At 41.4% G+C, this 25,979-nt stretch carries 24 protein-coding genes and 1 pseudogene; 15 read left to right on the plus strand and 10 right to left on the minus strand.

Going from position 1 to position 25,979, the window contains the following annotated elements; genetic code table 11:
- From ACULLH_RS15325 to ACULLH_RS15335, 3 genes and pseudogenes are all read right to left on the minus strand, one after another.
- Nucleotides 1–1,608, minus strand: a pseudogene (locus tag ACULLH_RS15325) (hypothetical protein); the annotation flags it as partial.
- A gap of 166 nt (nt 1,609–1,774) precedes the next feature.
- Nucleotides 1,775–2,905, minus strand: a complete 1,131-nt coding sequence (locus ACULLH_RS15330; protein ID WP_454089643.1) for a gliding motility-associated C-terminal domain-containing protein — start codon at nt 2,903–2,905, stop codon at nt 1,775–1,777.
- Nucleotides 2,906–2,943: 38 nt separating this feature from the next.
- On the minus strand, nt 2,944–5,268 hold the full coding sequence (locus ACULLH_RS15335) for a beta strand repeat-containing protein (protein WP_454089644.1): 2,325 nt from the start codon (nt 5,266–5,268) through the stop codon (nt 2,944–2,946).
- Between the two features lie 216 nt (nt 5,269–5,484).
- Between ACULLH_RS15335 and ACULLH_RS15340 the strand changes: the two genes are divergently transcribed.
- The 6 genes from ACULLH_RS15340 to ACULLH_RS15365 all read left to right on the plus strand — a co-directional run bounded on the left by ACULLH_RS15340 (nt 5,485) and on the right by ACULLH_RS15365 (nt 10,962).
- Nucleotides 5,485–6,234, plus strand: a complete 750-nt coding sequence (locus ACULLH_RS15340) for a carboxypeptidase-like regulatory domain-containing protein (RefSeq protein ID WP_454089645.1) — start codon at nt 5,485–5,487, stop codon at nt 6,232–6,234.
- Nucleotides 6,235–6,298: 64 nt separating this feature from the next.
- Entirely contained in the window at nt 6,299–7,021 is a 723-nt protein-coding gene (locus ACULLH_RS15345) for a hypothetical protein (protein ID WP_454089646.1), read from the plus strand.
- A gap of 134 nt (nt 7,022–7,155) precedes the next feature.
- Nucleotides 7,156–7,659, plus strand: coding sequence for a DUF6702 family protein (locus ACULLH_RS15350; protein ID WP_454089647.1), 504 nt, complete (start codon nt 7,156–7,158; stop codon nt 7,657–7,659).
- Nucleotides 7,660–7,718: 59 nt separating this feature from the next.
- The gene (locus tag ACULLH_RS15355; protein ID WP_454089648.1) at nt 7,719–10,028 is read left to right on the plus strand and encodes a M1 family metallopeptidase; all 2,310 of its coding nucleotides are present in this window, start codon (nt 7,719–7,721) and stop codon (nt 10,026–10,028) included.
- Between the two features lie 80 nt (nt 10,029–10,108).
- The gene (locus ACULLH_RS15360; RefSeq protein ID WP_147740642.1) at nt 10,109–10,387 is read left to right on the plus strand and encodes a Sec-independent protein translocase subunit TatA/TatB; all 279 of its coding nucleotides are present in this window, start codon (nt 10,109–10,111) and stop codon (nt 10,385–10,387) included.
- A gap of 2 nt (nt 10,388–10,389) precedes the next feature.
- On the plus strand, nt 10,390–10,962 hold the full coding sequence (locus ACULLH_RS15365; protein ID WP_454089649.1) for a phosphatase PAP2 family protein: 573 nt from the start codon (nt 10,390–10,392) through the stop codon (nt 10,960–10,962).
- On the opposite strand, the gene ACULLH_RS15370 is transcribed toward ACULLH_RS15365, so the two are convergent.
- The gene (locus ACULLH_RS15370; protein ID WP_454089650.1) at nt 10,928–11,569 is read right to left on the minus strand and encodes an O-methyltransferase; all 642 of its coding nucleotides are present in this window, start codon (nt 11,567–11,569) and stop codon (nt 10,928–10,930) included. The genes ACULLH_RS15365 and ACULLH_RS15370 overlap by 35 nt on opposite strands.
- 65 nt (nt 11,570–11,634) lie before the next feature.
- Between ACULLH_RS15370 and ACULLH_RS15375 the strand changes: the two genes are divergently transcribed.
- On the plus strand, nt 11,635–12,099 hold the full coding sequence (locus ACULLH_RS15375) for a GNAT family N-acetyltransferase (RefSeq protein ID WP_454089651.1): 465 nt from the start codon (nt 11,635–11,637) through the stop codon (nt 12,097–12,099).
- 51 nt (nt 12,100–12,150) lie between these two features.
- Complete coding sequence (gene kynU / locus ACULLH_RS15380) at nt 12,151–13,419, plus strand: kynureninase (protein WP_454089652.1); 1,269 nt, start codon at nt 12,151–12,153, stop codon at nt 13,417–13,419.
- Here kynU and ACULLH_RS15385 read toward each other — a convergent pair.
- Nucleotides 13,408–14,274 (minus strand): AraC family transcriptional regulator, encoded by an 867-nt coding sequence (locus ACULLH_RS15385; RefSeq protein ID WP_454089653.1) that lies wholly within the window; start codon nt 14,272–14,274, stop codon nt 13,408–13,410. The two genes, kynU and ACULLH_RS15385, sit on opposite strands and share 12 nt — an antisense overlap.
- Nucleotides 14,275–14,403: 129 nt before the next feature.
- Between ACULLH_RS15385 and ACULLH_RS15390 the strand changes: the two genes are divergently transcribed.
- Entirely contained in the window at nt 14,404–15,552 is a 1,149-nt protein-coding gene (locus ACULLH_RS15390; RefSeq protein ID WP_454089654.1) for an MFS transporter, read from the plus strand.
- Nucleotides 15,553–15,565: 13 nt separating this feature from the next.
- Here ACULLH_RS15390 and ACULLH_RS15395 read toward each other — a convergent pair whose 3' ends face one another.
- The gene (locus tag ACULLH_RS15395; RefSeq protein ID WP_454089655.1) at nt 15,566–16,240 is read right to left on the minus strand and encodes a hypothetical protein; all 675 of its coding nucleotides are present in this window, start codon (nt 16,238–16,240) and stop codon (nt 15,566–15,568) included.
- Between the two features lie 153 nt (nt 16,241–16,393).
- Here ACULLH_RS15395 and ACULLH_RS15400 point away from each other — a divergent pair, with 153 nt between their 5' ends.
- From ACULLH_RS15400 to ACULLH_RS15420, 5 genes are all read left to right on the plus strand, one after another.
- Nucleotides 16,394–16,966, plus strand: coding sequence for an RNA polymerase sigma factor (locus ACULLH_RS15400; protein WP_454089656.1), 573 nt, complete (start codon nt 16,394–16,396; stop codon nt 16,964–16,966).
- Entirely contained in the window at nt 16,967–17,155 is a 189-nt protein-coding gene (locus tag ACULLH_RS15405; RefSeq protein ID WP_454089657.1) for a hypothetical protein, read from the plus strand.
- Nucleotides 17,156–17,180: 25 nt separating this feature from the next.
- Nucleotides 17,181–18,008: a mechanosensitive ion channel family protein gene (locus ACULLH_RS15410; RefSeq protein WP_454089658.1), complete on the plus strand. Its 828-nt coding sequence runs from the start codon at nt 17,181–17,183 to the stop codon at nt 18,006–18,008.
- Between the two features lie 84 nt (nt 18,009–18,092).
- Nucleotides 18,093–18,641, plus strand: coding sequence for a ClpP family protease (locus ACULLH_RS15415; protein WP_454089659.1), 549 nt, complete (start codon nt 18,093–18,095; stop codon nt 18,639–18,641).
- Between the two features lie 291 nt (nt 18,642–18,932).
- Nucleotides 18,933–20,273, plus strand: a complete 1,341-nt coding sequence (locus tag ACULLH_RS15420) for an FAD-dependent oxidoreductase (RefSeq protein ID WP_454089660.1) — start codon at nt 18,933–18,935, stop codon at nt 20,271–20,273.
- Between the two features lie 49 nt (nt 20,274–20,322).
- Here the strand turns inward: ACULLH_RS15420 and ACULLH_RS15425 are convergent, their stop codons facing one another.
- The 3 genes from ACULLH_RS15425 to ACULLH_RS15435 all read right to left on the minus strand — a co-directional run bounded on the left by ACULLH_RS15425 (nt 20,323) and on the right by ACULLH_RS15435 (nt 22,807).
- The gene (locus ACULLH_RS15425; RefSeq protein WP_454089661.1) at nt 20,323–20,712 is read right to left on the minus strand and encodes a DoxX family protein; all 390 of its coding nucleotides are present in this window, start codon (nt 20,710–20,712) and stop codon (nt 20,323–20,325) included.
- Between the two features lie 214 nt (nt 20,713–20,926).
- A complete protein-coding gene (locus ACULLH_RS15430) occupies nt 20,927–21,706 on the minus strand; it encodes a zinc ribbon domain-containing protein (RefSeq protein ID WP_454089662.1) in 780 nt (259 codons plus the stop codon).
- A 6-nt stretch (nt 21,707–21,712) separates the two neighbouring features.
- Complete coding sequence (locus tag ACULLH_RS15435) at nt 21,713–22,807, minus strand: Nif3-like dinuclear metal center hexameric protein (protein WP_454089663.1); 1,095 nt, start codon at nt 22,805–22,807, stop codon at nt 21,713–21,715.
- A gap of 48 nt (nt 22,808–22,855) precedes the next feature.
- On the opposite strand from ACULLH_RS15435, the gene lpxK reads away from it, so the two are divergent.
- Nucleotides 22,856–23,851 carry a tetraacyldisaccharide 4'-kinase gene (gene lpxK, locus ACULLH_RS15440; RefSeq protein WP_454089664.1) on the plus strand — a complete coding sequence of 332 codons (996 nt, stop codon included), beginning with the start codon at nt 22,856–22,858 and terminating at the stop codon, nt 23,849–23,851.
- On the opposite strand, the gene ACULLH_RS15445 is transcribed toward lpxK, so the two are convergent.
- Nucleotides 23,848–25,908, minus strand: coding sequence for an ATP-binding protein (locus ACULLH_RS15445; protein WP_454089665.1), 2,061 nt, complete (start codon nt 25,906–25,908; stop codon nt 23,848–23,850). The two genes, lpxK and ACULLH_RS15445, sit on opposite strands and share 4 nt — an antisense overlap.
- Nucleotides 25,909–25,979: the final 71 nt, after the last annotated feature.

The raw sequence follows: 25,979 nt of genomic DNA on the forward strand, positions 1-25,979 counted from the left end.
TCCTATTGGTCCCTGTGGTCCCTGGTTCCCATCCGGTCCCTGGTTTCCGTCGGGTCCTTGTAACCCTACCGGTCCTTGTGGTCCCTGGTTTCCGTCAGGTCCTTGGTTTCCATCAGGTCCTTGTGGTCCTTGGTTCCCATCCGGTCCCTGGTTCCCGTCAGGTCCTTGTGGCCCCTGGTTTCCTATTGGCCCTTGCGGCCCCTGGTTCCCATCGGGTCCCTGGTTCCCGTCGGGTCCCTGGTTCCCGTCAGGTCCTTGTGGCCCCTGGTTTCCTATTGGCCCTTGCGGCCCCTGGTTCCCATCGGGTCCTTGATTTCCTATTGGTCCTTGCGGTCCCTGGTTCCCATCAGGTCCTTGGTTCCCATCGGGTCCTTGGTTTCCGTCAGGTCCTTGGTTCCCGTCGGGTCCCTGGTTTCCGTCAGGTCCTTGGTTTCCTATTGGTCCTTGTGGCCCCTGGTTTCCATCAGGTCCTTGATTACCGTCGGGTCCTTGGTTCCCGTCCGGTCCTTGATTTCCTATTGGTCCTTGTGGTCCCTGGTTCCCATCGAGTCCCTGGTTCCCGTCGGGTCCCTGGTTCCCATCGGGTCCCTGGTTCCCATCGGGTCCCTGGTTCCCATCGGGTCCTTGGTTCCCGTCAGGCCCCTGGTTACCGTCGGGTCCCTGGTTTCCGTCAGGTCCTTGATTTCCTATTGGCCCTTGTGGTCCCTGGTTCCCATCGGGTCCTTGATTTCCTATTGGTCCTTGTGGTCCCTGGTTCCCATCGGGTCCCTGGTTTCCATCCGGTCCCTGGTTCCCATCGGGTCCTTGGTTTCCATCGGGTCCCTGGTTCCCATCGGGTCCCTGGTTTCCGTCCGGCCCCTGGTTCCCATCGGGTCCCTGGTTTCCATCCGGTCCCTGGTTCCCATCGGGTCCTTGGTTTCCGTCCGGCCCCTGGTTTCCTATTGGTCCTTGCGGTCCTTGGTTCCCATCCGGTCCCTGGTTTCCATCCGGTCCTTGATTTCCTATTGGCCCTTGCGGTCCCTGGTTCCCATCAGGTCCTTGGTTCCCGTCCGGCCCTTGGTTCCCATCGGGTCCCTGGTTCCCATCAGGCCCTTGGTTCCCGTCAGGTCCCTGGTTTCCATCAGGTCCCTGGTTCCCATCAGGTCCTTGGTTCCCGTCCGGCCCTTGGTTCCCATCGGGTCCTTGGTTTCCGTCAGGCCCCTGTGGTCCCTGGTTTCCATCCGGTCCTTGGGGTCCTTGAAGTCCTGTTAAATCTGGTGAAGTGTAAACTGTTCCATTATCGTAATTGATGGAAAATGTACCATCTCCGTTGTCCACAAAAGTGAAGCCCACCAGATTGGAAGAAGTGCAAAGGTTTATCCATTGTGCTCCATTGTAGTAATGCACACAAGATGTTTCGATATTATATATCAAAGCACCATGCAATGGATCAATACTTTGCATTTGTGCCGATGTCAGGCGAGTTAAAACTAATGCTTTATCTGAACTTTCGAGTTCAATAATAGAGGCTGGATCAATTGTATTTGGATTGGATCCAACTTTGACCTGTGAGAAGATGAAAATGGGGCAAAGAAGTACAATGAGGTAAAAAAGAGACTTCAATTTCATTACGACCTAGATTTGATAACTTGTTAAAAATACCAGTGAGGTCGATGAAGTGCCAGTTTATGTTGTGTAGTTGCTTTTTAATGTTGCAAACAACGGTAAATGGTCCGCTAAGACATTATATTTAAGTTAATTACGCGAAATAAAAAAGAAGTAAATTCCTACAAAGTTATCTATCTAGAAACAAAAAACCTTGATATTCAAGTTCTAAATCATCTAGGATAACCAAATAATAATACACACCTTCTGGAAGGCCAATGTCTTGGCTCAAAATAAAGTTGCCCGTATTGGATTCGCCCCTGAATTCATCAACATAGTTGATTTGCTCAAATACCTTTTGACCAAAACGATTAAATAGTCTTAAACTGTTATTGGGTGATTCCGACATACCATCAATGATTAGAACGTCATTTACACCGTCTCCATTTGGACTCAAAAAATAGTTGCCTAGAGTAGGATTGTTGACTGAGAAGGTATCCGTGGGCAGGGGAATGGTTCCAAATGTAATCGCCGCAAATTCACTTGGAACAAAGGTATCAGAGGTAACAAAGCCTTGGGATAGATCACCGCTAAGAGCGCTGTTTCCGATTATAACCCATTGGTTAGCTGATTTACTCCATCCAACAACAATGATAGCAGCAACAGTAGCATTTGGAATAGCAGCTAGATCACTTCGCTCATTCCAACTGATGGTTACTCTTGACGGGATATCACTTTGAACAATCCAAAATTCCTTATCCGTAACAGTACCAATATCCCTGACCTTTTGACCAGTATTGAAATTTTGCGTAATTGAAAATGGGTCGGAGGGGTTTTCAAAAAAATATGCACAAACCGCTAAAGGAGTTATTGCATCAGAATCCAAAATCAAAGGACGTAATTGATCACGGTCACCAACCGGAAAGGAGAAAAAATCCCTATTGGTCGTTGCCGCAAAACCAGAAACTTTGGAAGCATCGCTTTCCCCGACAAAAAAACCGGTATCCACAAAATTAAGATTGATGGTTTGGTTATTCTGGGGTGTAAGTACGTTACCATCGATAAAGTTGGTATTGTTAAGCACATTGATCGATGTCCGCAGAAAAACATTGCTTGGTACCATAATCTCGGCATCGTTGAATGTTGGAGCAATGTTACCTGAAACTTGAATGACCGTGTTCCCATAAAACCCGACCAAACCCTGATTTTGGTCAAAAGCGGAATCATTGATTAAATTCGTATGGAAACCAATATTGCCGTTATCGTGGATACGGATATTACCGCTATTATATAGGGCGGGTTGGGCTTGGAGTATGCCCATGACAAGGAAAAATGATATGTATAGAAGTTTTTTCAAAGCTAAAAATCTGTAACCGTGAAATACCATTCTGAATCGATTGCTGTTCCTAAAGAATTAGTTATCTGAACGGTAAAATTGTTATTTGCTTGAGTAACAACTTCAATGGTTGCATTTGCTCCTGCATTCAGTAATGTAAGTTGAATTACATAATCTGCTGAAGATGCATTTGAAGAAAAATTTACTTGATAATTACCTGTTCCTAATGGTGTTATGGAGGTTATTCCATTTGAATTTGTAAGGGTAGAGCTATTCGCCTTTCCAATGGCATGATATAGAGTAATGGGGTTAGCCCATTCTACAGTTGTGCCAGTATTATTTGTTCTTAAAATCTGATTGGATGTTCCCTGTTGAATTTTGGCAGGTGTCACGTTAGCATCCAATATCTTGACTGTGGTAACAGCGTTGTTTGCAATAACGGTAGCACTGGTTGGTCCAGTTACATCTCCGGCAAGGTTGTCAACCGAGAATGTGGTCCCGGTGAGGCTTAGCCCCGTTCCGGCGGCATAGGTGGTATCATCGTCGCCGTCATCGATATCTGCGGGTATGTTGGTGATGTTGGCCCAGTCGGGCGCAATGTTGGCGTTGTCAACCGAGAATGTGGTCCCGGTGAGGCTTAGCCCCGTTCCGGCGGCATAGGTGGTATCATCGTCGCCGTCATCGATATCTGCGGGTATGTTGGTGATGTTGGCCCAGTCGGGCGCAATGTTGGCGTTGTCAACCGAGAATGTGGTCCCGGTGAGGCTTAGCCCCGTTCCGGCGGCATAGGTGGTATCATCGTCGCCGTCATCGATATCTGCGGGTATGTTGGTGATGTTGGCCCAGTCGGGCGCAATATTGGCGTTGTCAACCGAGAATGTGGTCCCGGTGAGGCTTAGCCCCGTTCCGGCGGCATAGGTGGTATCATCGTCGCCGTCAGCCAATCCAAGAGGTACGTTGATTAAAGTTGTAAAGTCTCCATCGTAAAAAGCCCCTCCATCTGTCCCGCTTGCCACAATTAGATTTCCGGTATCGCCACTAACAATTGTCTGTGTTGAAGCTAGGATTTCTGAATCCACATATGCCATCGTAGCAGCATCCTGAGGGTCGGTTGGGTCCACAACATTGATTAATTTATTTGTTCCAAGGTTAACGTCTGCTGTCGCAGCACCAAACCCACTTAGTGGAATATTGGCTTTGTCGAGCTTAACATTGGTAACCCCATTATCAGCAATTTGCACGCCGTTTACAGCATCTACTTCTATTGTTGCACCATCAACATTGACTTCAAGGTCCATGGCCACAAGGGCGGCATCGTTTTGAACCCCAGTAATGGATCCGTTGCTCGATGTTACATCTTCTCCCAAATTTGCTGCAAGACTTGCTGCATCTTGCCATTCAGGGTCTCCCGCAGCGTCTGTTCCCAAAATCCTATTCGCTTCGGCCAGTCCAGCTGTCCCAATTTTATTTGTGTCTACGGCATCGTCTGCGATATCAGGTCTTGTAATTTGACCATCTTGAACTTTGTCACTGGTTATAGCATCGGCAGCTAATTTGATATTGGTCACGGCCAAATTTGCAATGTCATCCGTACCGACAGCTCCGTCTTGGATTTTATCCGTAGTAACTGCATCGGTAGCCAATTCAGCATTGTCTATACCTCCATCACTTACATCAAGGGTGTAAGGGTCCACTTCTGTGCCTATACCGTTTCGTACCAATGAACCTCCGACGGTCGCGTCCAAAACTTCGTTACCGATTTCGCCGTCCACTTCTGTTACCACAAGGCCCGTTTCGTCCACCAATATCCATTCATTACCGTTCCACTGCAAAACCTCGCCGGTATTTTCTCCATCGGCAAGTTTGTCCAATGTGACCGTCGCATCTTGCAATAATCCACCTGTTATGGAGCTGGGCTGAATATGTACATCACCATTTATGGAAGTCGGAACGATGTTGTCACCCGTGATAAGATTTACCTCAAAATTATAGTTCTCATCAGTTTGGGTCACCACAACAGTACTATCCCTTGAGAATTGATTGAAAACGGCCTCAGTGCTTACTGTGAATGAATTGTCGAATGCCTCACAAATGTTTATCCAATCCGTCCCATTGTAATAATGAACACATTGTTGGTCAATGTTATACACAAGGGCCCCACGAAGTGGAGTTATGGTATTCATTTGAGCATCGGTGACTCTGGTGATTACGAGAACCCTGGAAGTACTTTCCAACTCAAGTACCGAAGACGGGTCTAAAGTTTGTGGATTATCACCAATTTTTATCTGTCCTTTTAAGGAGGTGATCATGAGTAGGCCAATGATCAAATGTACAATTTGCTTTTTCACAGTGTTTGTTATTTGAGGATTTCCAAACGTAAACAGCAAAACTACCTTAATGTTTGGATTATTCTAATAATTACCGTCAAAATACCCTAGTTCAAAGGTGAATGGAAAGGACCTTGGCAGGGATGAGCGGATAGAATTAACAAAAGTTTAGAACCTCATTATTTTTTTATGTGGGCTTCAAGAGTTTTCTTTAACTTCAACTAAACCTTTTCGTATATGAAAAACCTCACATTGATATTGTTTTTTGCGCTGTTCGCAACGGTTACCATTGCCCAGGAAACCAGACAGGCTCTTCGTGGCAAGGTTCTTTACAGGGGAACTAATGTGCCGAATGAGAACGTGATCAATGCGACTGCGGAAACGGCTACGATTACCAATGAGAATGGGGAGTTTTTGATAATGGTCAAAGAAGATGATCAATTGGTTTTTACAGCTGTGAATTATCAGCTTGAGGTAGTTAAAATTACTCCTGAAATTCTACGAAACAATAGACTTGTCGTTGAAGTGACGGAGAAGGTTACAGAACTTGATGAAGTAGTTGTAAGTCCCGAGAACCAAGAGAAGTTTTTGGAAATGCAAAATGAGGATTTCAAAGGGTTTGAATATGAAATAGACCGAGGCACGGAGGTTGAAAACATTGCGATGTCGAGAGCAGAGCGAGGTATGCGCGATGGGTTAAATATTGCAAACGTTTTCAAGCTTCTTTACAAATCGCTAGCGAAGAAGAAGGACGACGAGGGGGCAAACAACACCTTGAAGGTAAGTGAAGTACTAAGACATGTCTATGATGATGAGTTTTTTGTTGTTGACCTTAAACTTCCCCAAGATCAAATCGATGCTTTTCTCTTGTATTGTGATGACAAGGTTCCTTCAAAAACCTTATTGCGAAAAGAGAATGAATTTCAGTTGATTGATTTTTTGGTTACCCACAGCAAAACGTATTTGACGGAGTTGAATGAGGAATAAATTACTTTTTCCACTATTTAGTTTATTGGTCTTTACTGGGTTTGCGCAGCAAACAACCACAAAAATGCTGCAGGGTAGAGTTTATAGTTCGGATAAGGATGTTGTTGGAGTAGTGGTGCAGAACATTAGTTCAACCCGAGCCGTGATTACCGATGTAAATGGTAACTTTTCCATTCCTGTAAAGCGCAGCGACACACTTGTTTTTTCCGCAGTTCAATTCAAAAGAAAAATAGTGATAATAAATGAAGTGCTTTTCAATACCAGCTTCATATCCGTTCCTTTGGAAGAGTTTGTGAACGAATTGGAGGAAGTTGTGGTCAGACCCTATAATTTATCGGGGGACTTGAACCAAGATTTGGATGGCTTACAGCTTGAAAAAGATGTCAGCGCCGAAGCGCTTGGACTGCCGAATGCGCATGCAAAAATCCCAACTCAAAGTGAACGTAAATTACAACAAGCTTCATTTGGAAAGTTTAATGTTGGAATGATTCTCACTCCTCCACTGGATCCCATTATAAATGCGATTACCGGTCGAACCAAAATGCTCAAGAATAGGGTGAAAGTTGATGGAACTTATGCCCGAACCCAACGTGTTCAAGGTTTTTATGTGGATTCACTGTTTGTGACAACCTTGAAGATTCCTTTCGAAAAAATAGATGATTTTATGTATTTCTGTGAGGTGGATGAAGATTTTCAGACCGTGGTCAACTCCAAGGACAAACTGAAAATATGGGATTTTATGGTGGTAAAGAGCAGGATATATAGAGAAAATAACAATATCGATTGATGGTATTTGGCATATAGTTTGTTTTATCTATATAAGATATTGAAAATATCACTTGGCTTCGGTTACTTTTTTTAACATTTAAAACGTAACATAAATTGAATAACAAGGTCTATTACCATATAACAAACTTGAAAATGGGCAAGAAAGTTGCTTTTGTGCTTTTAGCTTTACTTTCACTTTCCTTCACTACCTCGCATAAATTCTATGTGAGCGTTACCAATATGGTTTATTCTGAAAAGGATGCGGCTTTTCAAATTACAAGTCGCATTTTTATTGATGACCTGGAGCAGGTACTCGAGGAGCGCTATGGTATAAAGGCAAAACTTGCTACGGACCAAGAATCCAAAATAGCGGATGAGTATATCGAAAAATATTTCAAGACAAAATTCGCCATCGAGTTCAACAACAAAAACGTTGCATATTCCTTTTTAGGTAAGCGCTACGACAACGATGTGGTAATCTGCTATTTGGAGCTTACGAATGTGAATCTTGCCGATTTAAAAACCATAACCGTTCAAAATGAAATACTGACCGATTTGTTTGAAGAGCAACAAAATATTGTGCATATCAAATGGGAAGGACATAAGAAGAGTTTTGTCCTAATCCGAGAGAATAATAAAGGAATGTTAAACTTATAACTTATCCTTAACAATTGGTTGAAAAAACCTATTTTTCACTGTTTAAAATCAAAAATAAAATGTTCAAAATCAAGTATTATTTTGCTTCCATGCTGTTCCTTTTTGGTGCTCTGGCCATAGCCCAAGAAGAAGGTAAGGAAGAACGCGAGCCTGGCCACTATAATCAGAGTAAGTTCAAACAATTATACGAGGAGTTCGCTACCCCCAATACCTATCGTTCTGCATCTGGAGCGCCAGGTCCAGACTACTATCAGCAGCGGGCAGACTATGTCATGAATATTGAACTTGATGATAAGAACGCCAAAATCTATGGCGAGGAGACTATCACTTATTATAACAATTCACCTGACAATCTCGAATTTTTGTGGGTGCAATTGGATCAAAACGTACGTGCTAAGGACTCAAAATCACCTTTAAGGAATGGTAACGGTGTAAACTTTGCATACACGGCCAGTAATTTTGCCAGCACTTACATTCAAGAACCGTTCGATGGTGGTTTCAATATTGACTTTGTAAAGGATGCCAACGGTCGACCTTTATCCTATACCATCAACCAAACCATGATGCGTATAAACATCCCAAAGCCACTTAAAAGCGGTGAGCAAATTTCGTTTTCCATCAAATGGTGGTACAACGTTCCAGACCACACGGTAAATAGAGCTCGTTCAGGTTATGAATATTTTGCCAAAGATGGGAACAGGGCGTATGTGATTGCGCAATTCTTCCCAAGAATGGCAGTATATAGTGATGTAGAGGGATGGCAAAACCATCAATTCTGGGGAAGTGGTGAGTTTGCCCTTCCGTTTGGTAATTATGATGTAAACATCACCGTTCCTGCGGATCATATTTTGGATGCTACTGGAGAACTTCAGAACAGGGATGATGTTTTCTCCAAAGAGATGATGAAGCGTTACAAGCAGGCTAAAAAGGCGTATGACAAACCTGTGTTGATCGTAACTCAAGAAGAGGCTGAAGCTGCCGAAAAAGGCTTCTCAGAAAAGAAAAAAACATGGAGATTTAAGGCAACCAATGTCCGTGACTATGGTTTTGCCACTTCCAGAAAGTTTATTTGGGACATGCAGGCCGTCAAAATTGGCGGGAAAGATGTAATGGCCGTTTCTATGTATCCCAAGGAAGGAAATCCACTATGGGAAGAACAGTCTACAAAAGCGGTTGTTCAGACCTTGAAGACCTATTCAAAGCACACTTTTGACTACCCATATCACAAGGCAATTTCAGTTCATGCCAAACAACAAGGTATGGAGTATCCAATGATTTGCTGGAACTACGGTCGTCCAAATGAGGATGGTACGTATTCCGATAGAACCAAATATGGTATGATCAGTGTTATTATCCATGAAGTAGGCCATAACTACTTTCCAATGATCGTTAATTCCGATGAGCGTCAGTGGGGATGGATGGACGAAGGCTTGGACACTTTTATGCAATATTTGACCGAGCAAGAATTTGGTAAGAACTACCCAGAGGTCATCGCACCAAATGATAAATACCCATCTCGAAGAGGTGAAGCTGCTAAAATAGTTCCTTACATGGCCGGAGACCAAAGCTATATTGCTCCAATCATGTCCAATCCTGAAAATGTCTATCAACTGGGACCAAATGCGTATGGTAAACCGGCTACTGCTCTGAACATCCTAAGGGAAACTGTGATGGGAGAGGAGTTGTTCGACCATGCATTTAAAACCTATGCGCAGCGTTGGAAGTTTAAGCACCCTACTCCTGAAGATTTCTTTAGAACGATGGAAGATGCTTCTGCTGTTGACCTTGATTGGTACTGGAGAGGTTGGTTCTATACCACTGACTATGTCGATATAGGCGTAAAAGGTGTCAAGAAATATTATGTTTCCAACAAGCCTACGAAGCAAATGGAAGAATATATGGCCAGTAGAAACCTAACGGAAGCTGATTTGCCTCCATTGGTATATTTGGCTGAGGAAGATAGTGAGGACTATGATGCCGAACTAAAAGGAAAGTCTCCAACAGAGTCTTCCCAGAACTTAAAGGAGTTTATGATGGACAACATGACCGAAGCAGAAAGAGCCCAAGTCAAAGAGCCCAAGTATTTCTACGAGATCACTTTTGACAAACCAGGTGGTATTCCAATGCCTTTGATTGTTGAATACACTTATGCAGACGGAAGCAAGGAAAACATTACTTATCCTGCCGAGATCTGGAGAAAGAACGATGCTGAGGTAAAACGAGTACTTTCTTCACAAAAGGAACTTGTAGGTATTGTGGTAGATCCAAAATTGGAGACTGCGGATATCGATACGGCCAACAATTCTTGGCCAATGAAGGACGAGAAATCTGACTTTGATAAGTTCAAGGAAAATATCAAAGGAAAATAATTAAGATAAAAGCAAAAAAAAGCCCTGTGATTTCACAGGGCTTTTTTTATTTACCAATCACTTCTCATTATATTTGTTCCATGCATTTTCTATTCATAAGCGGAGCCGAAATCTTTTTTATCCTCTTTATAGTGGTTATGGTATTCGGCGCAGATAAAATTCCGGGAATCGCGAAAGGTCTGGGCAAGGGTATGCGCCAGCTACGCGATGCTACGGACGATATAAAGCGTGAAATCCAGAAAAGTGCTGAAAAACAGGGTATCGATACCGACTTCACAAAAGATATCCGTAATGAACTGAACGAAGTAAAGAAGAACGTAGATGAAGTTACTGGTGCCGTTAAAAGGAGTACCAAGTAACCATGTTCGAAAAATTACTTCAATGGGACCAGGATACGTTTATTTATCTCAATGCCCTAGGTACGGCAAAGTTTGACGCCTTTTGGGTAACGGTTACCGAAATTAAAAGCTGGATTCCACTTTTTCTTTTGTTTTTTCTACTGTTTGTGATCAAATTTCCTCGGAAAAAAACCCTTATTCGAGTAAGCTTTGTTTCCTTATTGGCCTTATTTATCACCTTTTTGACGCAAATCATCAAAAATTGGGTGGAAAGGCCCAGGCCCTGTAATGATGAAAGCATAAACTCCTTTATTCGAATATTAAAGACCCCAACGGATTACAGTTTTTTTTCAGGCCATGCGTCAAGTTCTTTTGCAATTGCCCTCTTGGTCTATTTGTTGCTAAGGGAAAAGGCAAGATGGACATGGGTCTTCTTCCTATGGCCCTTACTGTTTTCGTACAGTAGAATATATGTTGGAGTCCACTATCCTTTGGATATTATTGTAGGTGCTCTTGTGGGTACGCTTATCGCATTGCTGTTCTATAGAATACATCAAAGAATTACAGCACGCGACATAGAGTTAGGCCATCTCTAATAGGTAGAATCACTGTTTCTACGCGAGAGTCATTTTTGAGTTTTTGATTATAGTCCAAAAGAGCTGCCGTAGCTTTGTCCGATTTGGCAATCGGTTCTACGACCTTTCCGGACCAGAGTACATTATCTGAAAGAATAATGCTTCCAGATGCTGTCTTTTGGATTGCAGCTTCAAAATAGGCGTCATAGTTTACCTTTTGCGCATCAATAAAGACCAAATCAAAACAAATATCCAATGAGGGAATAATATCCACCGCATCACCGGTATGCTGGATAATTTGGTCCCCAAAACCACTTCTGTCAAAATAAGTTCGTTGCATCTGATGAAGCTCCTCATTAATCTCTATAGTATGAAGTTCTCCATCCTTTTGCAGCCCTTCGGCCAAACAAATGGCTGAATAGCCAGTATATGTGCCTATTTCAAGGACGTTTTTAGGATTTATCAATTTAGAGAGCAGACTTAGCACCCGTCCCTGAAAATGACCGGTAATCATTCTGGGTTGAATTACTTTTAAATGAGTTTCCCGGGTTAACTCAGTCAACAAAGGTGGTTCCGTCTCCGAATTTTCAACAATGTAATTTTCCAATAAAGGGGAAAGGAAATGCATGCGTAAATTTTCGTAAAAATATAGAAAAGAACTACATTGGATTCTGATTTATTCAATGGTTTGATATGGCACATGCAGATTTTATCTTAAGAGAAGCGATTCCCGAGGATTTGCCTGTTCTCCTTCATTTTGAACAAGAACTGATAAAGGCTGAAAGACCCTTCGATGTAACCATCCGGGAAGACCCTGTGAGCTACTACGATATTGGGGCAATGATTCCAGATGATGATTCGTGCGTGGTGGTTGTGGAATGCGATGGAAAAATCGTGGCATCGGGTTACGCGCAAACACGACGTGCCCGACATTATTTAGATCATGAATACTACTCCTATTTGGGGTTTATGTTCACCCTCCCGGAATATCGGGGCAGGGGATTAAATTCCAAAATTATTAATTCGCTTAGGGATTGGTCCACCAAAAAAGGACTTCAGGAAATGCGCCTCACCGTCTATGATGAAAATGATCCAGCCATAAAGGCCTATGAAAAAGTGGGCTTTAAAAAGCATATTATCGAAATGCGGTTGGAATAATTTGGCCAGAAGGAGTAGCTTTACCAACATTCATTTGAAACCATTCTACATATGACATTTCAGAATTCCTTGGAATTTGCACAACAGTTAGATAACCAAGATGCCTTGTCCACATACCGGGATGAATTTCACTATCCCAAAGTAAACGGAAAGGAGGTTATTTATTTCACCGGAAATTCTTTGGGTTTACAACCAAAAAGAACCCAAAAATTTGTCAGTGATGTTATGCAGGATTGGAAGGAACTTGCCGTGGAGGGGCACTTCTATGCCGAAAAACCATGGTGGGACTATCACGAGCGTCTTTCTAAAGGATTGGCCAAAGTTGTTGGTGCAAAACCAGAGGAGATCTCGGTAATGAATACGCTTACCGTAAACCTTCATTTATTGATGGTGTCTTTTTACCGACCTTCAAAAAAAAGGTATAAGATTCTTTGTGAAGAGAAAGCTTTTCCTTCAGATCAGTATATGTTACAAAGCCAGGTTAGGTTTCATAGATATGATCCCGAAGATGCCATTGTTGAGGTTAAAAAGAGAGCGGGTGAGCACTTTTGGAGAAAGGAAGATATCCTTCAAAAAATTGAAGAACTAGGGGATGAACTTGCCTTGGTGCTCATCGGAGGAGTAAACTACTACAACGGTCAGGTATTCGATATGCAGTCCATAACCCAAGCTGGAAGATCGGTTGGTGCATTTGTGGGCTGGGATTTGGCCCATGCAGCTGGAAATGTAGCTTTGGACCTCCACAAATGGAATGTAGACTTTGCCGCTTGGTGTAGTTATAAATACATGAACAGTGGCCCGGGTAACGCATCCGGTGTTTTTGTACATGAAAGACATCTTGGCAAAAAAGACCTTCCCCGATTTGAGGGCTGGTGGGGGACGAAAAAAGAAACCCGGTTTTTGATGAAACCAGAATTCGACCCCATTGGGACGGCAGATGCGTGGCAATTGAGCAATCCGCCAATACTTTCAATTGCGCCTTATTTAGCTTCATTGGAACTGTTTGATGAAGTGGGAATGGAAGCCCTCATCAAAAAACAACAAAAAATTGTGGCCTATCTTGAGTTCATACTCCACGAAATTGATAAGGAGGTGGCAAGTTCCTTTGAAATTATTACACCAGAAGAAAGAGGTTGTCAACTCTCGGTGTTTTTACATGGAGAGGGTAGGGCCTTGTTCGATTACTTAATGAAAAATGGTGTTATCACCGATTGGCGGGAACCCAATGTTATCCGATTGGCTCCGGCGCCCTTTTACTGTTCGTTTACCGACATGTATAATTTTGGGCAGATTCTAAAGCAGGGTATCCTAAACAAGTGATTGACCGTATTTTGACTTCAAATAGGAACTCGGAGTCACACCTTGGTATTTTTTGAACTGTTTGGTGAAATAGGAAGCGTCATTGAACCCTGAATTGTACATGACCCCAGTGATCATGGTGTTGTTTTCATTGAATGCCTCAACAGCTTTTTCTATTCGGTACTCGTTTACAAAGTCGATGAACCGTCTATGGGTCATTTTTTTAAAGAATCGACAAAAAGAGTTAGCGGTGTAGCCTAATTGAGCGGAAATATCGGTTACTGAAATGTTCTTTGAATAGTTACTGTTTACATATTCAAAAATTTCTTCCAAGCGATCTATTTCATTTTTTTTGTACTTATTCACGAGATAGGTATCAAATAAGCTTACATACGATTTACACTTACTTAAATAGTCTAAAATCGAAAGCAGGTTGATTAGTTTGCCCTGATTATCCAAAGCATCAAATTCTTTAAAATTATCCCATAACTCATCTTTGGTGGCCGAATCGTAAACGATAACTTGCCGGGACTTTTGAATTAAATGCTTGATACCGGAGAGTTCTGGGAATACTCTTAATTTATCTGCCAAAAACTCTTTTCTAAACTGGATGACTACCTCCAGATTGTCCTCAAAATCCTTATTGCCAAAATCCGCATGTGGAATATTTCCACCCAAAAAAACCAAAGTACCATTGGTATAGGTCATTTTTTTAGGGCCAATGTTCAAACATCCGTTTCCGTTTTTCACAAATACCAATTCGTATTCTGGATGGATATGCCAACCCGCAGATTCGCAATAGCTGGAGTTGTTGTAACTCTCAACTTTTAGTGAGCTATCGGTTTTTAGATTGATCGCTTCCAATATAGGTTTCATATAGTAAAATTACCTTGTTTTAACCGAATATGATCCATAATTGAATAAAATGACTTATTTCTTGAATAAACTATCTTATGAATAATTGGTCGATCCTTAGTTATTTTGTGCTGATAATATGCCTTGTCAATGAAATCGTTACTGTTAATTCTTTCCAACCCACGGTATTTTGCACCAGCATTTGTTTTTACAAGCCTTAATATTTGGTTCGGTACATGGGCAATATATATACCATCCGTAAAGGAAAAACTTGGGATAGATAAAGCTGATCTTGGAATCGCAATTTTTTGTCTTTCCCTAGGTGTTTTTACCATTTTCCCACTTGCTCCAAAGATCATTAACAAACTTGGAGTAGGAAAAGCCACTTGGTATAGTGTCTTATTGTGCAGCTTCGCGGCTCTTTTTCCTTTGATGGCCCCGAACTACTACCTGTTGATGGCTTCCTTATACGTTTTTGGTTTGGCAAATGGACTCACCGATATCGCAATGAACACATTGGTGACCGAAATCGAGAAAGAGGACAAAGAGAATTTTATGTCTGCAGCCCATGGATTTTTCAGTTTGGGAGGTGTCATAGCCGGATTGGGTAGTTTCCTTATCCCGTTTATTGGAAGCCCAGCTTTACATATGGGCGTGACCGTGGTCTTGGTTTTTGCGATAAACTTGTATTTCCATAAAAATTACATCACAATTACTTCACCACCGGTTGATCAGGAGGAGTTTAGTCTAAAACTTTTGAAACCCCTGTTTTTATTGGGAATTATTGCTTTCGTTACTATGGGAAGTGAGGGAGCTATTGTGGATTGGAGCGGACTTTATCTCAAAGAGATAACATTGGCTCCCGAAGCTCTGATCGGTTCTGGATTTTTGGCATTTTCAGTGGCCATGACCTTGGGTCGTTTTTTGGGCGACGGTATCAGTGCAAAAATAGGATCCATCAACATTGTTGTTTTGGGGTCGATTATTGCAATTTTGGGATATGTACTGGTCCTATCCCAATTTACGCTATTGGCCATAATCGGATTTGCACTGAGCGGACTGGGATTCTCTGTGATTATCCCCGAGCTTTTTCGTATCGGCGGCAATGTCCAAGGTGTTGATTCTGCCAAAGGGGTTTCCTTTATTGCTGGTACGGGTTATTTGGGCTTTTTAATGGGCCCTGTCATATTGGGATTTGTTGCCGAGGAATTCACCTTAACGCATAGCTTTTACTCCCTCTTGGGTTGCGTGCTTTTGGTGTTGCTGGTGACATTCTTTCTAAAAAGAGGCAAATCCTAATGGATGACTACAGCTACTGAACTTTTAAATTGGTGAAATTCAAACTAAAGGAACCTTCCGCCTTTTTATGGTCTTGGGCAAGTTGCAATCCACCCATTTCAACATAGTCTTCCCAAGTGGTTACCGTTGAAGGTTCGGCTTGATTTTCCTTTCTGAAAACCCATTCCCGAAGGATGTAATCATCCCCAAAATAAAAATCATAGGCATCACCAGGTGTATATCCACCCTCATTGCCATATACAATGGTCAATTTTTGCATTTGTTTTTTGCTGATTGGCGCTTCTTCTTCTTGTAAATGCTCTGAAGTATAGTTGTTGGCATCCCATATAAGGTTGAACGGTGCCAAGATCCAATAACGGTCGTTGATAAATCCTGCATTTGCCTTGGTAGCAACGCTATCCATAGATTTTCTATGATAGACCAAGGTGTCATTTGCTGTAATCGCGGTCACCTCGTTGGTTTTAGGTTTCCAGACCCAAGTACGTTCAAAATGTGTACTGTCGCGATCTACGTTGAAGGTAAATGTAATTTCATTGACTGATTTCCAATTGTCATAGCCGTGGGCATGGGCAATTTTTTCCGCTATGGTTTGCTTAGGTGTTTCGTCTTTTTCAGCCTTTTTGGGTTCTGTCTTGCAGCTGATAAAAACGAAAAAAGAAGATAGTATGAAAAGGGAGATTGTCTTCATGGTACATTTTTTTTCAAATGTAATTTGATTTTAATTTATATTCAGGGATAATTCTGTTTCATTTTTAACCGATTCCGTAACCACAATCCATTTCGAGTGACTTTTCTCAAAAGGCTGTTTCTAATTCTTATAAATAACCTCGATAAGAAATCATTGGAAACAGACGACCCTTATGCCCATTTATCGGATGAGGAACTGGTGAAAAAGATTGTGGCCAACAACAATCCTTTACTGTTTGGCAAGCTGTACGACCGTTATGCAAAAATGGTGTATAACAAGTGCTATGGATTTGCAAGATCAGAGGATGAAGCTGAGGATCTTACACAAGACGTTTTCTTGCAGTTGTTCATAAAGTTGAAGATGTTCAAGGGAAAATCCAAGTTTTCAACTTGGCTATACTCCTTTACCTATAACTTCTGTGTAAACTATGTGAATAGGAACAAGCAGCGGAAAATGAGCGATAAATCAATTCCTGTGGAAGATTCTGAGTATAAGTTGACCGCCGAAGTGCCTGACGATAGTCTTTTTGAAATGAAGACAAATAAGTTAAAGGAGGCTTTGGAACTGGTTTCTCCAGAAGACAAGTCCATTTTGTTATTGAAATATCAAGATGGCGCTTCGATAAAAGATCTTGTTACCCTTATGGAAATAGGGGAGAGCGCAGTAAAGATGCGATTGAAAAGAGCAAAAGAAAAACTATTGGAAATCTATAACACCTTACCATAGATGGCAAAGAAGAAAAGAAATCCATTTAGAGAGTTGGAAGCCTCCTTGAAGGAGGTCCCACCTGGAATGAAGAAAAAGGTAATGAACGACATTGCGGCGGCAAAGTTGATTCTTGATCTGGCATCATTGTTTTCTTTCAATGTAGGCTCTGCGCTGCGGAAACTCTTTAGAACCTTGGGAAATAATTAATCTGAACACTTAAAAAACTAAACATATGGAAACTATAACTGAATGGAAAGACTTGACTTTCGACTCCCTTACCACCATGGGAAGGGACATAGCCATGGCATTGCCCAAAATCTTCGGAGCCCTTATTGTTCTTTTGATCGGATGGTTAGTGACCAAGATTATCCTCTTTATCCTTGGTAAGATTCTAAAATTGGCCAAAGCGGATGCGCTAAGTGAAAAAATCAACGACATGGATCTTTTTGGCAAAGGAGATTTTAAAATTGATATCATAAAGGTCATTCTAGGATTTGTAAAATGGTTTTTACTCCTGGTGTTCTTGATTGTTGCTGCAGATATTTTAAGTTGGGAGATCATTTCCACCGAAATAGGAAATCTGCTGCGCTATTTACCAAGATTGTTCAGCGCATTGGCCTTGATGATGATCGGACTTTATATTGGCAACTTTGTGAAGAAAACGGTCAAAAAACTGTTCGACTCCCTTGAATTTGGTGGATCCAATTTGGTGAGCAATATGCTGTTCTACATTATTGTGATCTTCATTTCGATTACAGCATTGAATCAGGCGGGAATAGATACTTCCATTATTACCAATAATATCACCATGATTTTAGGTGCGTTCTTACTGGCCTTTGCCCTTGGGCTTGGTTTGGGTTCTAGGGACGTAATTACAGATCTTTTAAGATCTTTTTATACCCGCAGAACCTATGCTGTTGGGGATAAGGTTGTTATCTCTGGGCATACAGGGACCATTGAGGCCATCGAAAACAATTCATTGACCTTGGTGACCAAAGATGGAAAGTATGTAATACCCATTAAAGATGTGGTGTCTGAAAAGGTAGAGATAAAGTCCTGATAACTTTATTTTGATGAAGAGAACGGGCTGTGCTCAGAACTTCTTTGGAATTTGATTAATTTTGAAACTTTCAAAAGCTAAAGAATGAGTTCAAAAAAAGGAAAGGTACAAGAGTTGGTCCAAGAGAAATTACTGGAAGAGCGCAAGGTGTTTTTATGGGGAATGGTTGATGATGATTCAGCAAAGCACGTTATAGACCGCTTGCTCTATTTGGATCTGCAAAACAACGAGGAAATTCAATTGATAATCAACAGTCCAGGAGGATATGTGACTTCAGGTTTTGCAATCTACGATACCATAAAACAGATTAAAAGCCCTGTTTCCACGGTTTGTTCAGGTTTGGCAGCTTCTATGGGTTCAATTTTATTGTCGGTAGGAGAAAAAGGCAGACGCTTTATACAGCCACACGCCCGTGTAATGATTCACCAACCGAGTGGTGGTGCACAGGGACAGGCTTCCAATATTGAGATTCAAGCCAAGGAAATCATTAAGACCAAAGAGTTGGGAGCTAAGATTTTAGCCGAAAATTGCGGACAGGATTACGACAAGATCATGAAAGATTTTGATCGTGATTACTGGATGGGAGCTGAAGAATCCATCGAGTACGGTATCGTGGACGGAATTCTAGAATAAGCATTTAGGTATAGGCTAAAAAGGGAAAAAGTCCTTCATAATTTTATGAAGGACTTTTTGCATATATATGGACGCCGAAGCGGAATATTTTCTATATATATGGCAATCATGATGCCAAAAGTCCGGGACAATATGTTAAAAAATGTGAAAACGTGTTGAAGGAGTCCAATTTTGTTAGATTCCATACAAAAAAGCAATTGTTTCAGTAGGTATTTGCTGTGGACTTGAAGAAGTGAATAGGACTTTATTGCTTACTTTTATTGTTTAACACCAATTGGCCCGCGGGCACCTATGAAACAGACTTCCAAAAATATTGCCATCATCGGTTCCGGGTTGGTGGGTTCACTTCTAGCAGTTTATTTAAGAAAGCAAGGACATGCCGTCACGGTATTTGACCGTAGACCAGATATCAGAACTGTTGAATTCTCGGGACGTTCCATCAATTTGGCCATGAGCAATAGAGGTTGGAGGGCACTTCGTGAGGTCGGTTTGGAAGATAATATTAAGGAAATAGCCATTCCTTTGGAAAAAAGGGCAATGCATGTCAATGAAAAGCCTGTTTACTTTCAAAAATATGGTAAGGATGGGGAGGCGATTTGGTCCATTTCCCGAGGTGTTTTAAATCGTCGGATGATTTATTTGGCAGAAAAGGCCGGAGCCGATTTCCGATTCAACGAGAAGGTTTGGGATATTGATTTGCCCGAAGGCAGACTATATACTGGAGATTCCGAAAAGGGGGAGTGGAAAGCATATCAATATGATCTAATTTTTGGTTGTGACGGTGCTTTTTCACGAGTTCGACATAAAATGCAGCGACGTAGTAGATTCGATTATTCCCAAAGTTTTATTGATGTCGGCTACAAAGAGCTTACTATCCCACCAAATGAGGATGGTTCCCACAAGCTGGAGAAAAATTCATTTCACATTTGGCCCAGGGGCAAGTTTATGCTCATTGCCATGCCCAATATAGATGGAAGTTTCACCTGTACGCTGTTTTTGCCCTTTGAAGGTCCAGTTTCATTTCAAAGCATAACCACTAAAAAAGAGGCAGAAACCTTTTTTAAGACCTATTTCCCAAATGTAAGGAAGGAAATAGAAAATCTTACCAAGGACTTTTTCAAAAATCCAACAAGTGCCATGGTAACCATGAAGTGCTACCCATGGACTTATTGGAATAAAGTAGCTTTGGTAGGTGATTCGGCCCACGCGATAGTTCCTTTTTACGGACAGGGAATGAATGCTGGTTTTGAGGATATTTTTGTGTTGAACGGCTTAATGGAGACCTATGGGGATGATTGGGATACTATCTTCTCTGAATATCAAAAACAACGCAAACCCAATGCAGATGCCATTGCGGAACTGAGCTATCGAAATTTTATGGAGATGAGCAGTAAAACTGCGGACCAGCAGTTTTTGCTTCAGAAAAAAATAGAAAAGAGATTCTCCGCAAAACATCCGGACAAATGGATTCCGGTCTACAGTAGGGTCACGTTTTCTGACAGGCCATATGCTGAAGCTTTGGCGATAGGGGATATGCAGGAAAAGATTATGCGGGAAGTAATGCAACTGCCCGACATTGAGAAGAAATGGGATTCGGAAGAAGTGGAAGCTAAAATATTGTCCTTGCTATAAGCATTAAAAGCGGTCGGGGGACCGCTTCTAACGCTGTGAGCAACAAACACTATGCAGATAAGGCTAAATTATCTGATTGTTGGACGGTACTTCGTTTGTTACTCAAAAAATAGGTTGTAAACAAAATGGCCAAACAAACCACTGCGGGGGCACCATTACCATATTTGGAAACATAATGGGCAATAATCGCGAATACCAAGTTTAGGATAAATCCTCCGTAAGCCCATTCCAAAAGCCTTTTACTTTTGTTGTAAATGATTATGGATAGTCCCAAAAATTGGGCAATGGCCAACGGTTTGACCAAATGTTCAGGGTAACCAAGTTTGGCATATTCCTGTACCATAACTTCATAGTAAAACAAATGCTTGTAAAGCGAGGCTAAGATCATCAATGAAAATAACCCCAAAAAAATGTAATAAGTAGTGTACTGTCTTTTCATGGCATTATTATTTAAGATTTGCGTACTTCAAGCTAGCATAATAACAAGGATTAATGCTGCATCTGAAGATGGGTGAAAAGAATCTGTAGGCAAATGGGTAAGTAATGCGGACGAGCTGAAATCTTACCCTTGGCATTGGGTTTCGAGGATAATTTAATCCCTTAAAACAAAAAAGCCACCTTTAAGGTGGCTTGTATTTTTTGTAAGCAATTCTTTAAATCTTGGAAAATAATTTTTGCATTTTGTCCTGCTCCTCTTCTGCAAGAAGGGGATCTACCAAGATTCTTCCACTGTGCTCATCAGTAATGATTTTTTTGCGGGAAGCTATCTCAACTTGAACCTGCGGTGGAATGGTGAAGAAAGAACCTCCGGAGGCACCACGCTCAACAGGAACAACAGCCAAACCGTTTTTAACGTTATGTCTGATTCGCTTATAAGCTTGGATTAAACGATCTTCGATTTTCTCCTCGAACTCTTCGGATTTCTTCAAAAGGGCTTTTTCTTCTTTTTCGGTCTCCGCAAGAATGGCATCCAATTCACCTTTTTTGTGCTTCAAGTGCCCTTCGCGCTCAGATAATTTCTCCTTGGTTTCGGAAATCACCTCTTTTTTCTGCTCTATTTGCGCCTTGAACTCCTTGATATTCTTTTCAGCCAATTGAATTTCAAGTTCTTGAAACTCGATTTCCTTGCTCAAGGAATTAAATTCACGGCTGTTTCTTACATTTTTTTGCTGTTCCGCATATTTTTTCATCAATGCCTTGGACTCTTCGATGAGGTTCTTTTTGGCAGCAATTTCAAAATTTACCGTTTCAACGTCAGTCTTTAATTTGTCCATACGGGTTTTAAGACCAAGTACCTCATCTTCCAAATCTTGTACCTCCAATGGTAATTCACCTCTAACATTGCGTATTTCATCAACCCTGGAATCAATTAACTGAAGGTCGTACAGTGCTCTTAGTTTTTCTTCCACGGTGTTTTCGTTCTTGTTCGCCATAAATTTTTATAAATACTTGATGGGATTTGTTATACTTTCCGATAACGCGACTGCAAAATTAGGAATTTTTTTGATAAGATAATCAACCAATAACTCTTTTGTAAACTGCTCTGTTTCAAAGTGCCCGATATCTGCAATGACCAATTGGCCCTCTGCTTGGTAAAACTCATGATATTTTATGTCCGAAGAGACAAAAACATCGGCTTTTACTTTCTTGGCTGCGTCGATGGCAAAGGCACCACTTCCCCCCAAAACAGCAACCTTTTTTACTTTTTTTCCGAGTAATTTGGAATGCCTCACAACGGAAGCGTTCATGCGCTGCTTTACCATTTTAAGAAAGTCCACTTCTGGCATTTCGGTTTCAAGGTCCCCGACCATTCCCATCCCAATATCCATATTGGTATTGTCAAGGGTCAAAATTTCATAGGCAACTTCCTCGTAGGGGTGACTTTCAAAAAGTGCCTTCAGAACACTTGATGTTTTTTCAAAAGAAAAAATCATATGGATCTGTACTTCTTTTTCCAGATGTACTTGTCCAACTTCTCCCAAGGTTGGATTGGCCCCATCACCAGGTTTAAAGCTGCCAACGCCTTCTGTGCTAAAACTACAATTGCTATAATGGCCCACTTCTCCAGCTCCAGCTTGGAACAACGCTGACCTCACTTGCTCTCCCGCTTCAACGGGTGCGTATGTAACCAGTTTTTTGATGGTATTGGATTTTGGAATAAGAATCTTTGGATTTTGAATACCTAAAACCTTACAGATTTTGGCATTCACGCCAACATTGCTGTTATCCAAGGCAGTATGCATGCTGTAAATGGCAATGTTGTTGGTTATGGCCTTGATTACCACACGTTCAACATAATTGACCCCGGTCAGCTTTTTCAATCCCTTAAATATTATAGGATGGAAGCTGACAATGAGATTGTGCCCTTTGGCTATGGCCTCATCTACAACCTCTTCCAAGGTATCCAGGGTTACTAAAATTCCCTTGACCACCATATCGGGATCTCCTACCAATAGGCCCACATTGTCAAAATCCTCGGCATGCTGCAGCGGTGCAAGCTCTTCCAGTATTTTAGTGATTTCCTTTACCTTCATTTGCTGTTTCTTAAGTTGGCTAAAGATAAAATATTATATTTTCGCTTTATGCTGCAATTGCTACGCAAAATCGCATTTCCATTTTCGTTGATCTATGCCTTGGTGGTTTTTATTAGAAACCGTCTGTTCGATATTGGTGTATTCAAGTCCAAATCGTACAATACACCTACAATCTGCATAGGTAACCTTAGTGTGGGTGGGACTGGAAAGACACCTATGATTGAATTTTTGATCCGTCTTTTGGATGGGCACCGAATTGCAGTGTTGAGTCGGGGATATAAAAGAAAATCCAAAGGTTTTTTGTTGGCTGGACCTAATAACACTGTTGAGGATCTCGGTGATGAACCATTTCAACTGCATACCAAGTTTTCCAATAGTACTGTCGCTGTTGATAGGGATAGACGCAATGGAATTGAACAACTTGAAGCTTCTGTTAAACCCGAAGTGATTCTTTTGGACGATGCGTTTCAGCATAGAAAGGTTAAACCGAAGTTTTCCATTTTATTGACGGCCTATGGTAATTTATTTATGGATGATTGGTATTTGCCCACGGGTAATTTGAGGGATAGCAAGGGTGAAGCGAAGCGCGCGGATGTAATCATTGTTACCAAATGCCCAGCTCATATATCTCGGGAAGAGAAAGAAAAGATATCCAAGAGGATAAATCCACAATCTCATCAAAAAGTTCTTTTTTCCACTTTGATATATCAAGAAAATGTAAGAAATGCTTCAGAAGTAATCGAATTGGATGCGCTAAAAGGAAAAAACTTTGCTTTGGTAACGGGAATAGCTTCACCCGAACCATTGGTGGCCCATTTGAAAAACTTGGGATTGGTATTTGAACATTTAGAGTATGGTGACCATCACTATTTTACGGCCAATGAGATTGATGGGTTTGCCAACTTTGAGTTGATATTGACTACTGAAAAAGATTTTGTACGGTTGGATGGGAAAGTCGAAAATCTATACTATTTGGAGGTCGCCCACAGTTTTGAGATTAAGGACCAAGCCACACTAAAAGAGGTTATTTTGACTCAAATTTAGACCAGTCCTTCTTCTTTTTTCTGAAAGATGTTTTCGCCAATTTTTTGGTAGAAAACTTCAGGTTTGAAAGGTTTGGTCACTACGTCGTTGCAACCTGCTTCGTAGAAGCTGTCCAAACTGTCGTCCAAGGAAATAGCTGTAAGGGCAATAATTGGAATTTCTTGATCGAACTTTCGTATTTGTCGTGTAGCTTCTTCACCGCTTATACCAGGCATATGGATGTCCATCAAAATGGCATTATAGGTATTTGTCTTCGCCAAGTCGATTGCTTCATTTCCATTGTTGGCAATATCGCAGGTAATTTCTTTTTTGGTGAGCATTTTTTTGGTGATGACCTGATTGATCTTGTTGTCCTCGACCACCAATAAATGCAATCCTTTAAAATCGAACTCTTCCGCAGACAATTCGAATGAAACCTCTTCAAGTGCTTTCGTATCGCAATTCAGGTCCATCTCAAAGAAGAAAGAACTTCCCTCGCCGAGTTCACTTTCCAAATGGATTTTACTATCAAATAGGCCTAACAAACTCTTCACAATGGTAAGTCCAAGTCCTGTGCCACCATACTCACGGTTTATTTGGATCGAACCTTGCTCGAAACTGTCAAATATGTTCTTCTGCTGATCTTCGGATATTCCTATGCCGTTATCTTTTACCTCAAAGTAGAGCTTCACTTTGTCCTCTTCTTTTTTGAGGAGCTTGGCAATAACCTCCACTTTGCCCTCTTTGGTGAATTTCAGGGCGTTGCCCACCAAATTCATGAATATTTGTGACAGTTTTATGGGGTCACCCAACAGCTGTAGCGGAATATTGGGGTCATAGTCAAGGATCAGATTGGTATTATTTTCATTGGCATTTTGTTGCAATGAATCGACAACATCCTTCAGGACTTTATGCAATTTGAACTCGATATTCAAAGGTTCCAATTTATCCGCATCAATTTTGTTGATTTGAAGGATATCGTTGATAAAGTTCAATAGGTAATCACCCGAAAACTTCAAGGATTTTAAATGTTCTTTTTGATGGTCTGCCGGATTTTCTTCCAATAATAAATGCGTGAGCCCCGTAACGGCATACAGTGGGGTACGGAGTTCGTGCGTCACGGTTGACAAGAAGTTGGTTTTTGCCTCCATGGCGGAAACCGCGGAATCCCTAGCTAGCTCAAGTTCTTTGTTCTTGGTGTATAAAAGATCATTGGTCTTCAGCTTGATCTGGTTATTTCTGAACAATGAAACAGCCAATAACGATATTATGGTCAAAAACGCAGAGGTCAATATCAATGTAATTTCCGAACGACTTTTAGATTCGCTTAGCTCTTCATTTTTTGCGGTGAGCTTGTTGATTTCGTTCATTTGATGCTCAAAACGTATTTTGTCCGCAGTCTTTGTTTCGAGTTTGGTCTTTTCAATGTTGAAAATGGAATCCTTGATCTGGATCAATGCCTTCTTATATTTCAGCGACTCTCCAAAATCCCCATTTTTCTCATAGATGGCCGAAAGACTTTCATTGGCAGTTTTAATGTCCTTGAAATAGCCATGTTTTTGTGCCAGTTCCAACGCTGCCTTGGAGTGGATTATTCCTTCCTCAAGGTCGTTGAGTTCAAGACTTATACTTGCTAATTGAAGGTTGGCCTTGGTAGCAAGATATGCCCTTTCCTTATCGTCGGAATTGACAATAAGGGCGTGTAAATTTTTAATGGCATCATCATATCGCTCAATATTGGTGAAGATGTATGCTTCGAGCAATAGAATGTTGTTACCTAGATTTCTATTGTTACTTAGTTTTCTAGACTCCTCTAGAAGTTTTAGCGATTGAAAATTGTTGCCTTCATCAAAACGAAGTGCGGCCTCAAGGTAATTGTGGGAAGCCTGCCCGTACGAATAGGAGAGGTCCTTTAAAAGAATACTGGCCCGGTCCAGATAAAAAATGGTGGTCTCCTGATCTCCTTCCTCCAAAAATATGCGTGCATATTGGTGATAGGTATCCAAGAGGAGTTTGGCATCTTCATTGTTTTCTGCAATTTTGGCGGCCTTGTCCAAGGTTTCCAATGCTTTGTCCATCTTATTTTGATGGCGGTACACCCTAAAACTGTCGAAAATGGACTGTACTTCTGTGGTGGAATTAACGTCGT

Source organism: Flagellimonas sp. 2504JD4-2, assembly GCF_053642935.1.

Coding starts and splice junctions, on each gene's coding strand:
- ACULLH_RS15330 (WP_454089643.1), bottom strand. CDS start 2,905: ATGGGCATACTCCAAGCCCAACCCGCCCTATATAATAGCGGTAATATC.
- ACULLH_RS15340 (WP_454089645.1), top strand. CDS start 5,485: ATGAAAAACCTCACATTGATATTGTTTTTTGCGCTGTTCGCAACGGTT.
- ACULLH_RS15345 (WP_454089646.1), top strand. CDS start 6,299: ATGCTGCAGGGTAGAGTTTATAGTTCGGATAAGGATGTTGTTGGAGTA.
- ACULLH_RS15350 (WP_454089647.1), top strand. CDS start 7,156: ATGGGCAAGAAAGTTGCTTTTGTGCTTTTAGCTTTACTTTCACTTTCC.
- ACULLH_RS15355 (WP_454089648.1), top strand. CDS start 7,719: ATGTTCAAAATCAAGTATTATTTTGCTTCCATGCTGTTCCTTTTTGGT.
- ACULLH_RS15360 (WP_147740642.1), top strand. CDS start 10,109: ATGCATTTTCTATTCATAAGCGGAGCCGAAATCTTTTTTATCCTCTTT.
- ACULLH_RS15365 (WP_454089649.1), top strand. CDS start 10,390: ATGTTCGAAAAATTACTTCAATGGGACCAGGATACGTTTATTTATCTC.
- ACULLH_RS15370 (WP_454089650.1), bottom strand. CDS start 11,569: ATGCATTTCCTTTCCCCTTTATTGGAAAATTACATTGTTGAAAATTCG.
- ACULLH_RS15375 (WP_454089651.1), top strand. CDS start 11,635: ATGGCACATGCAGATTTTATCTTAAGAGAAGCGATTCCCGAGGATTTG.
- kynU (WP_454089652.1), top strand. CDS start 12,151: ATGACATTTCAGAATTCCTTGGAATTTGCACAACAGTTAGATAACCAA.
- ACULLH_RS15385 (WP_454089653.1), bottom strand. CDS start 14,274: ATGAAACCTATATTGGAAGCGATCAATCTAAAAACCGATAGCTCACTA.
- ACULLH_RS15390 (WP_454089654.1), top strand. CDS start 14,404: ATGAAATCGTTACTGTTAATTCTTTCCAACCCACGGTATTTTGCACCA.
- ACULLH_RS15395 (WP_454089655.1), bottom strand. CDS start 16,240: ATGAAGACAATCTCCCTTTTCATACTATCTTCTTTTTTCGTTTTTATC.
- ACULLH_RS15405 (WP_454089657.1), top strand. CDS start 16,967: ATGGCAAAGAAGAAAAGAAATCCATTTAGAGAGTTGGAAGCCTCCTTG.
- ACULLH_RS15410 (WP_454089658.1), top strand. CDS start 17,181: ATGGAAACTATAACTGAATGGAAAGACTTGACTTTCGACTCCCTTACC.
- ACULLH_RS15415 (WP_454089659.1), top strand. CDS start 18,093: ATGAGTTCAAAAAAAGGAAAGGTACAAGAGTTGGTCCAAGAGAAATTA.
- ACULLH_RS15420 (WP_454089660.1), top strand. CDS start 18,933: ATGAAACAGACTTCCAAAAATATTGCCATCATCGGTTCCGGGTTGGTG.
- ACULLH_RS15425 (WP_454089661.1), bottom strand. CDS start 20,712: ATGAAAAGACAGTACACTACTTATTACATTTTTTTGGGGTTATTTTCA.
- ACULLH_RS15430 (WP_454089662.1), bottom strand. CDS start 21,706: ATGGCGAACAAGAACGAAAACACCGTGGAAGAAAAACTAAGAGCACTG.
- ACULLH_RS15435 (WP_454089663.1), bottom strand. CDS start 22,807: ATGAAGGTAAAGGAAATCACTAAAATACTGGAAGAGCTTGCACCGCTG.
- lpxK (WP_454089664.1), top strand. CDS start 22,856: ATGCTGCAATTGCTACGCAAAATCGCATTTCCATTTTCGTTGATCTAT.
- ACULLH_RS15445 (WP_454089665.1), bottom strand. CDS start 25,908: ATGGACAAAGCATTGGAAACCTTGGACAAGGCCGCCAAAATTGCAGAA.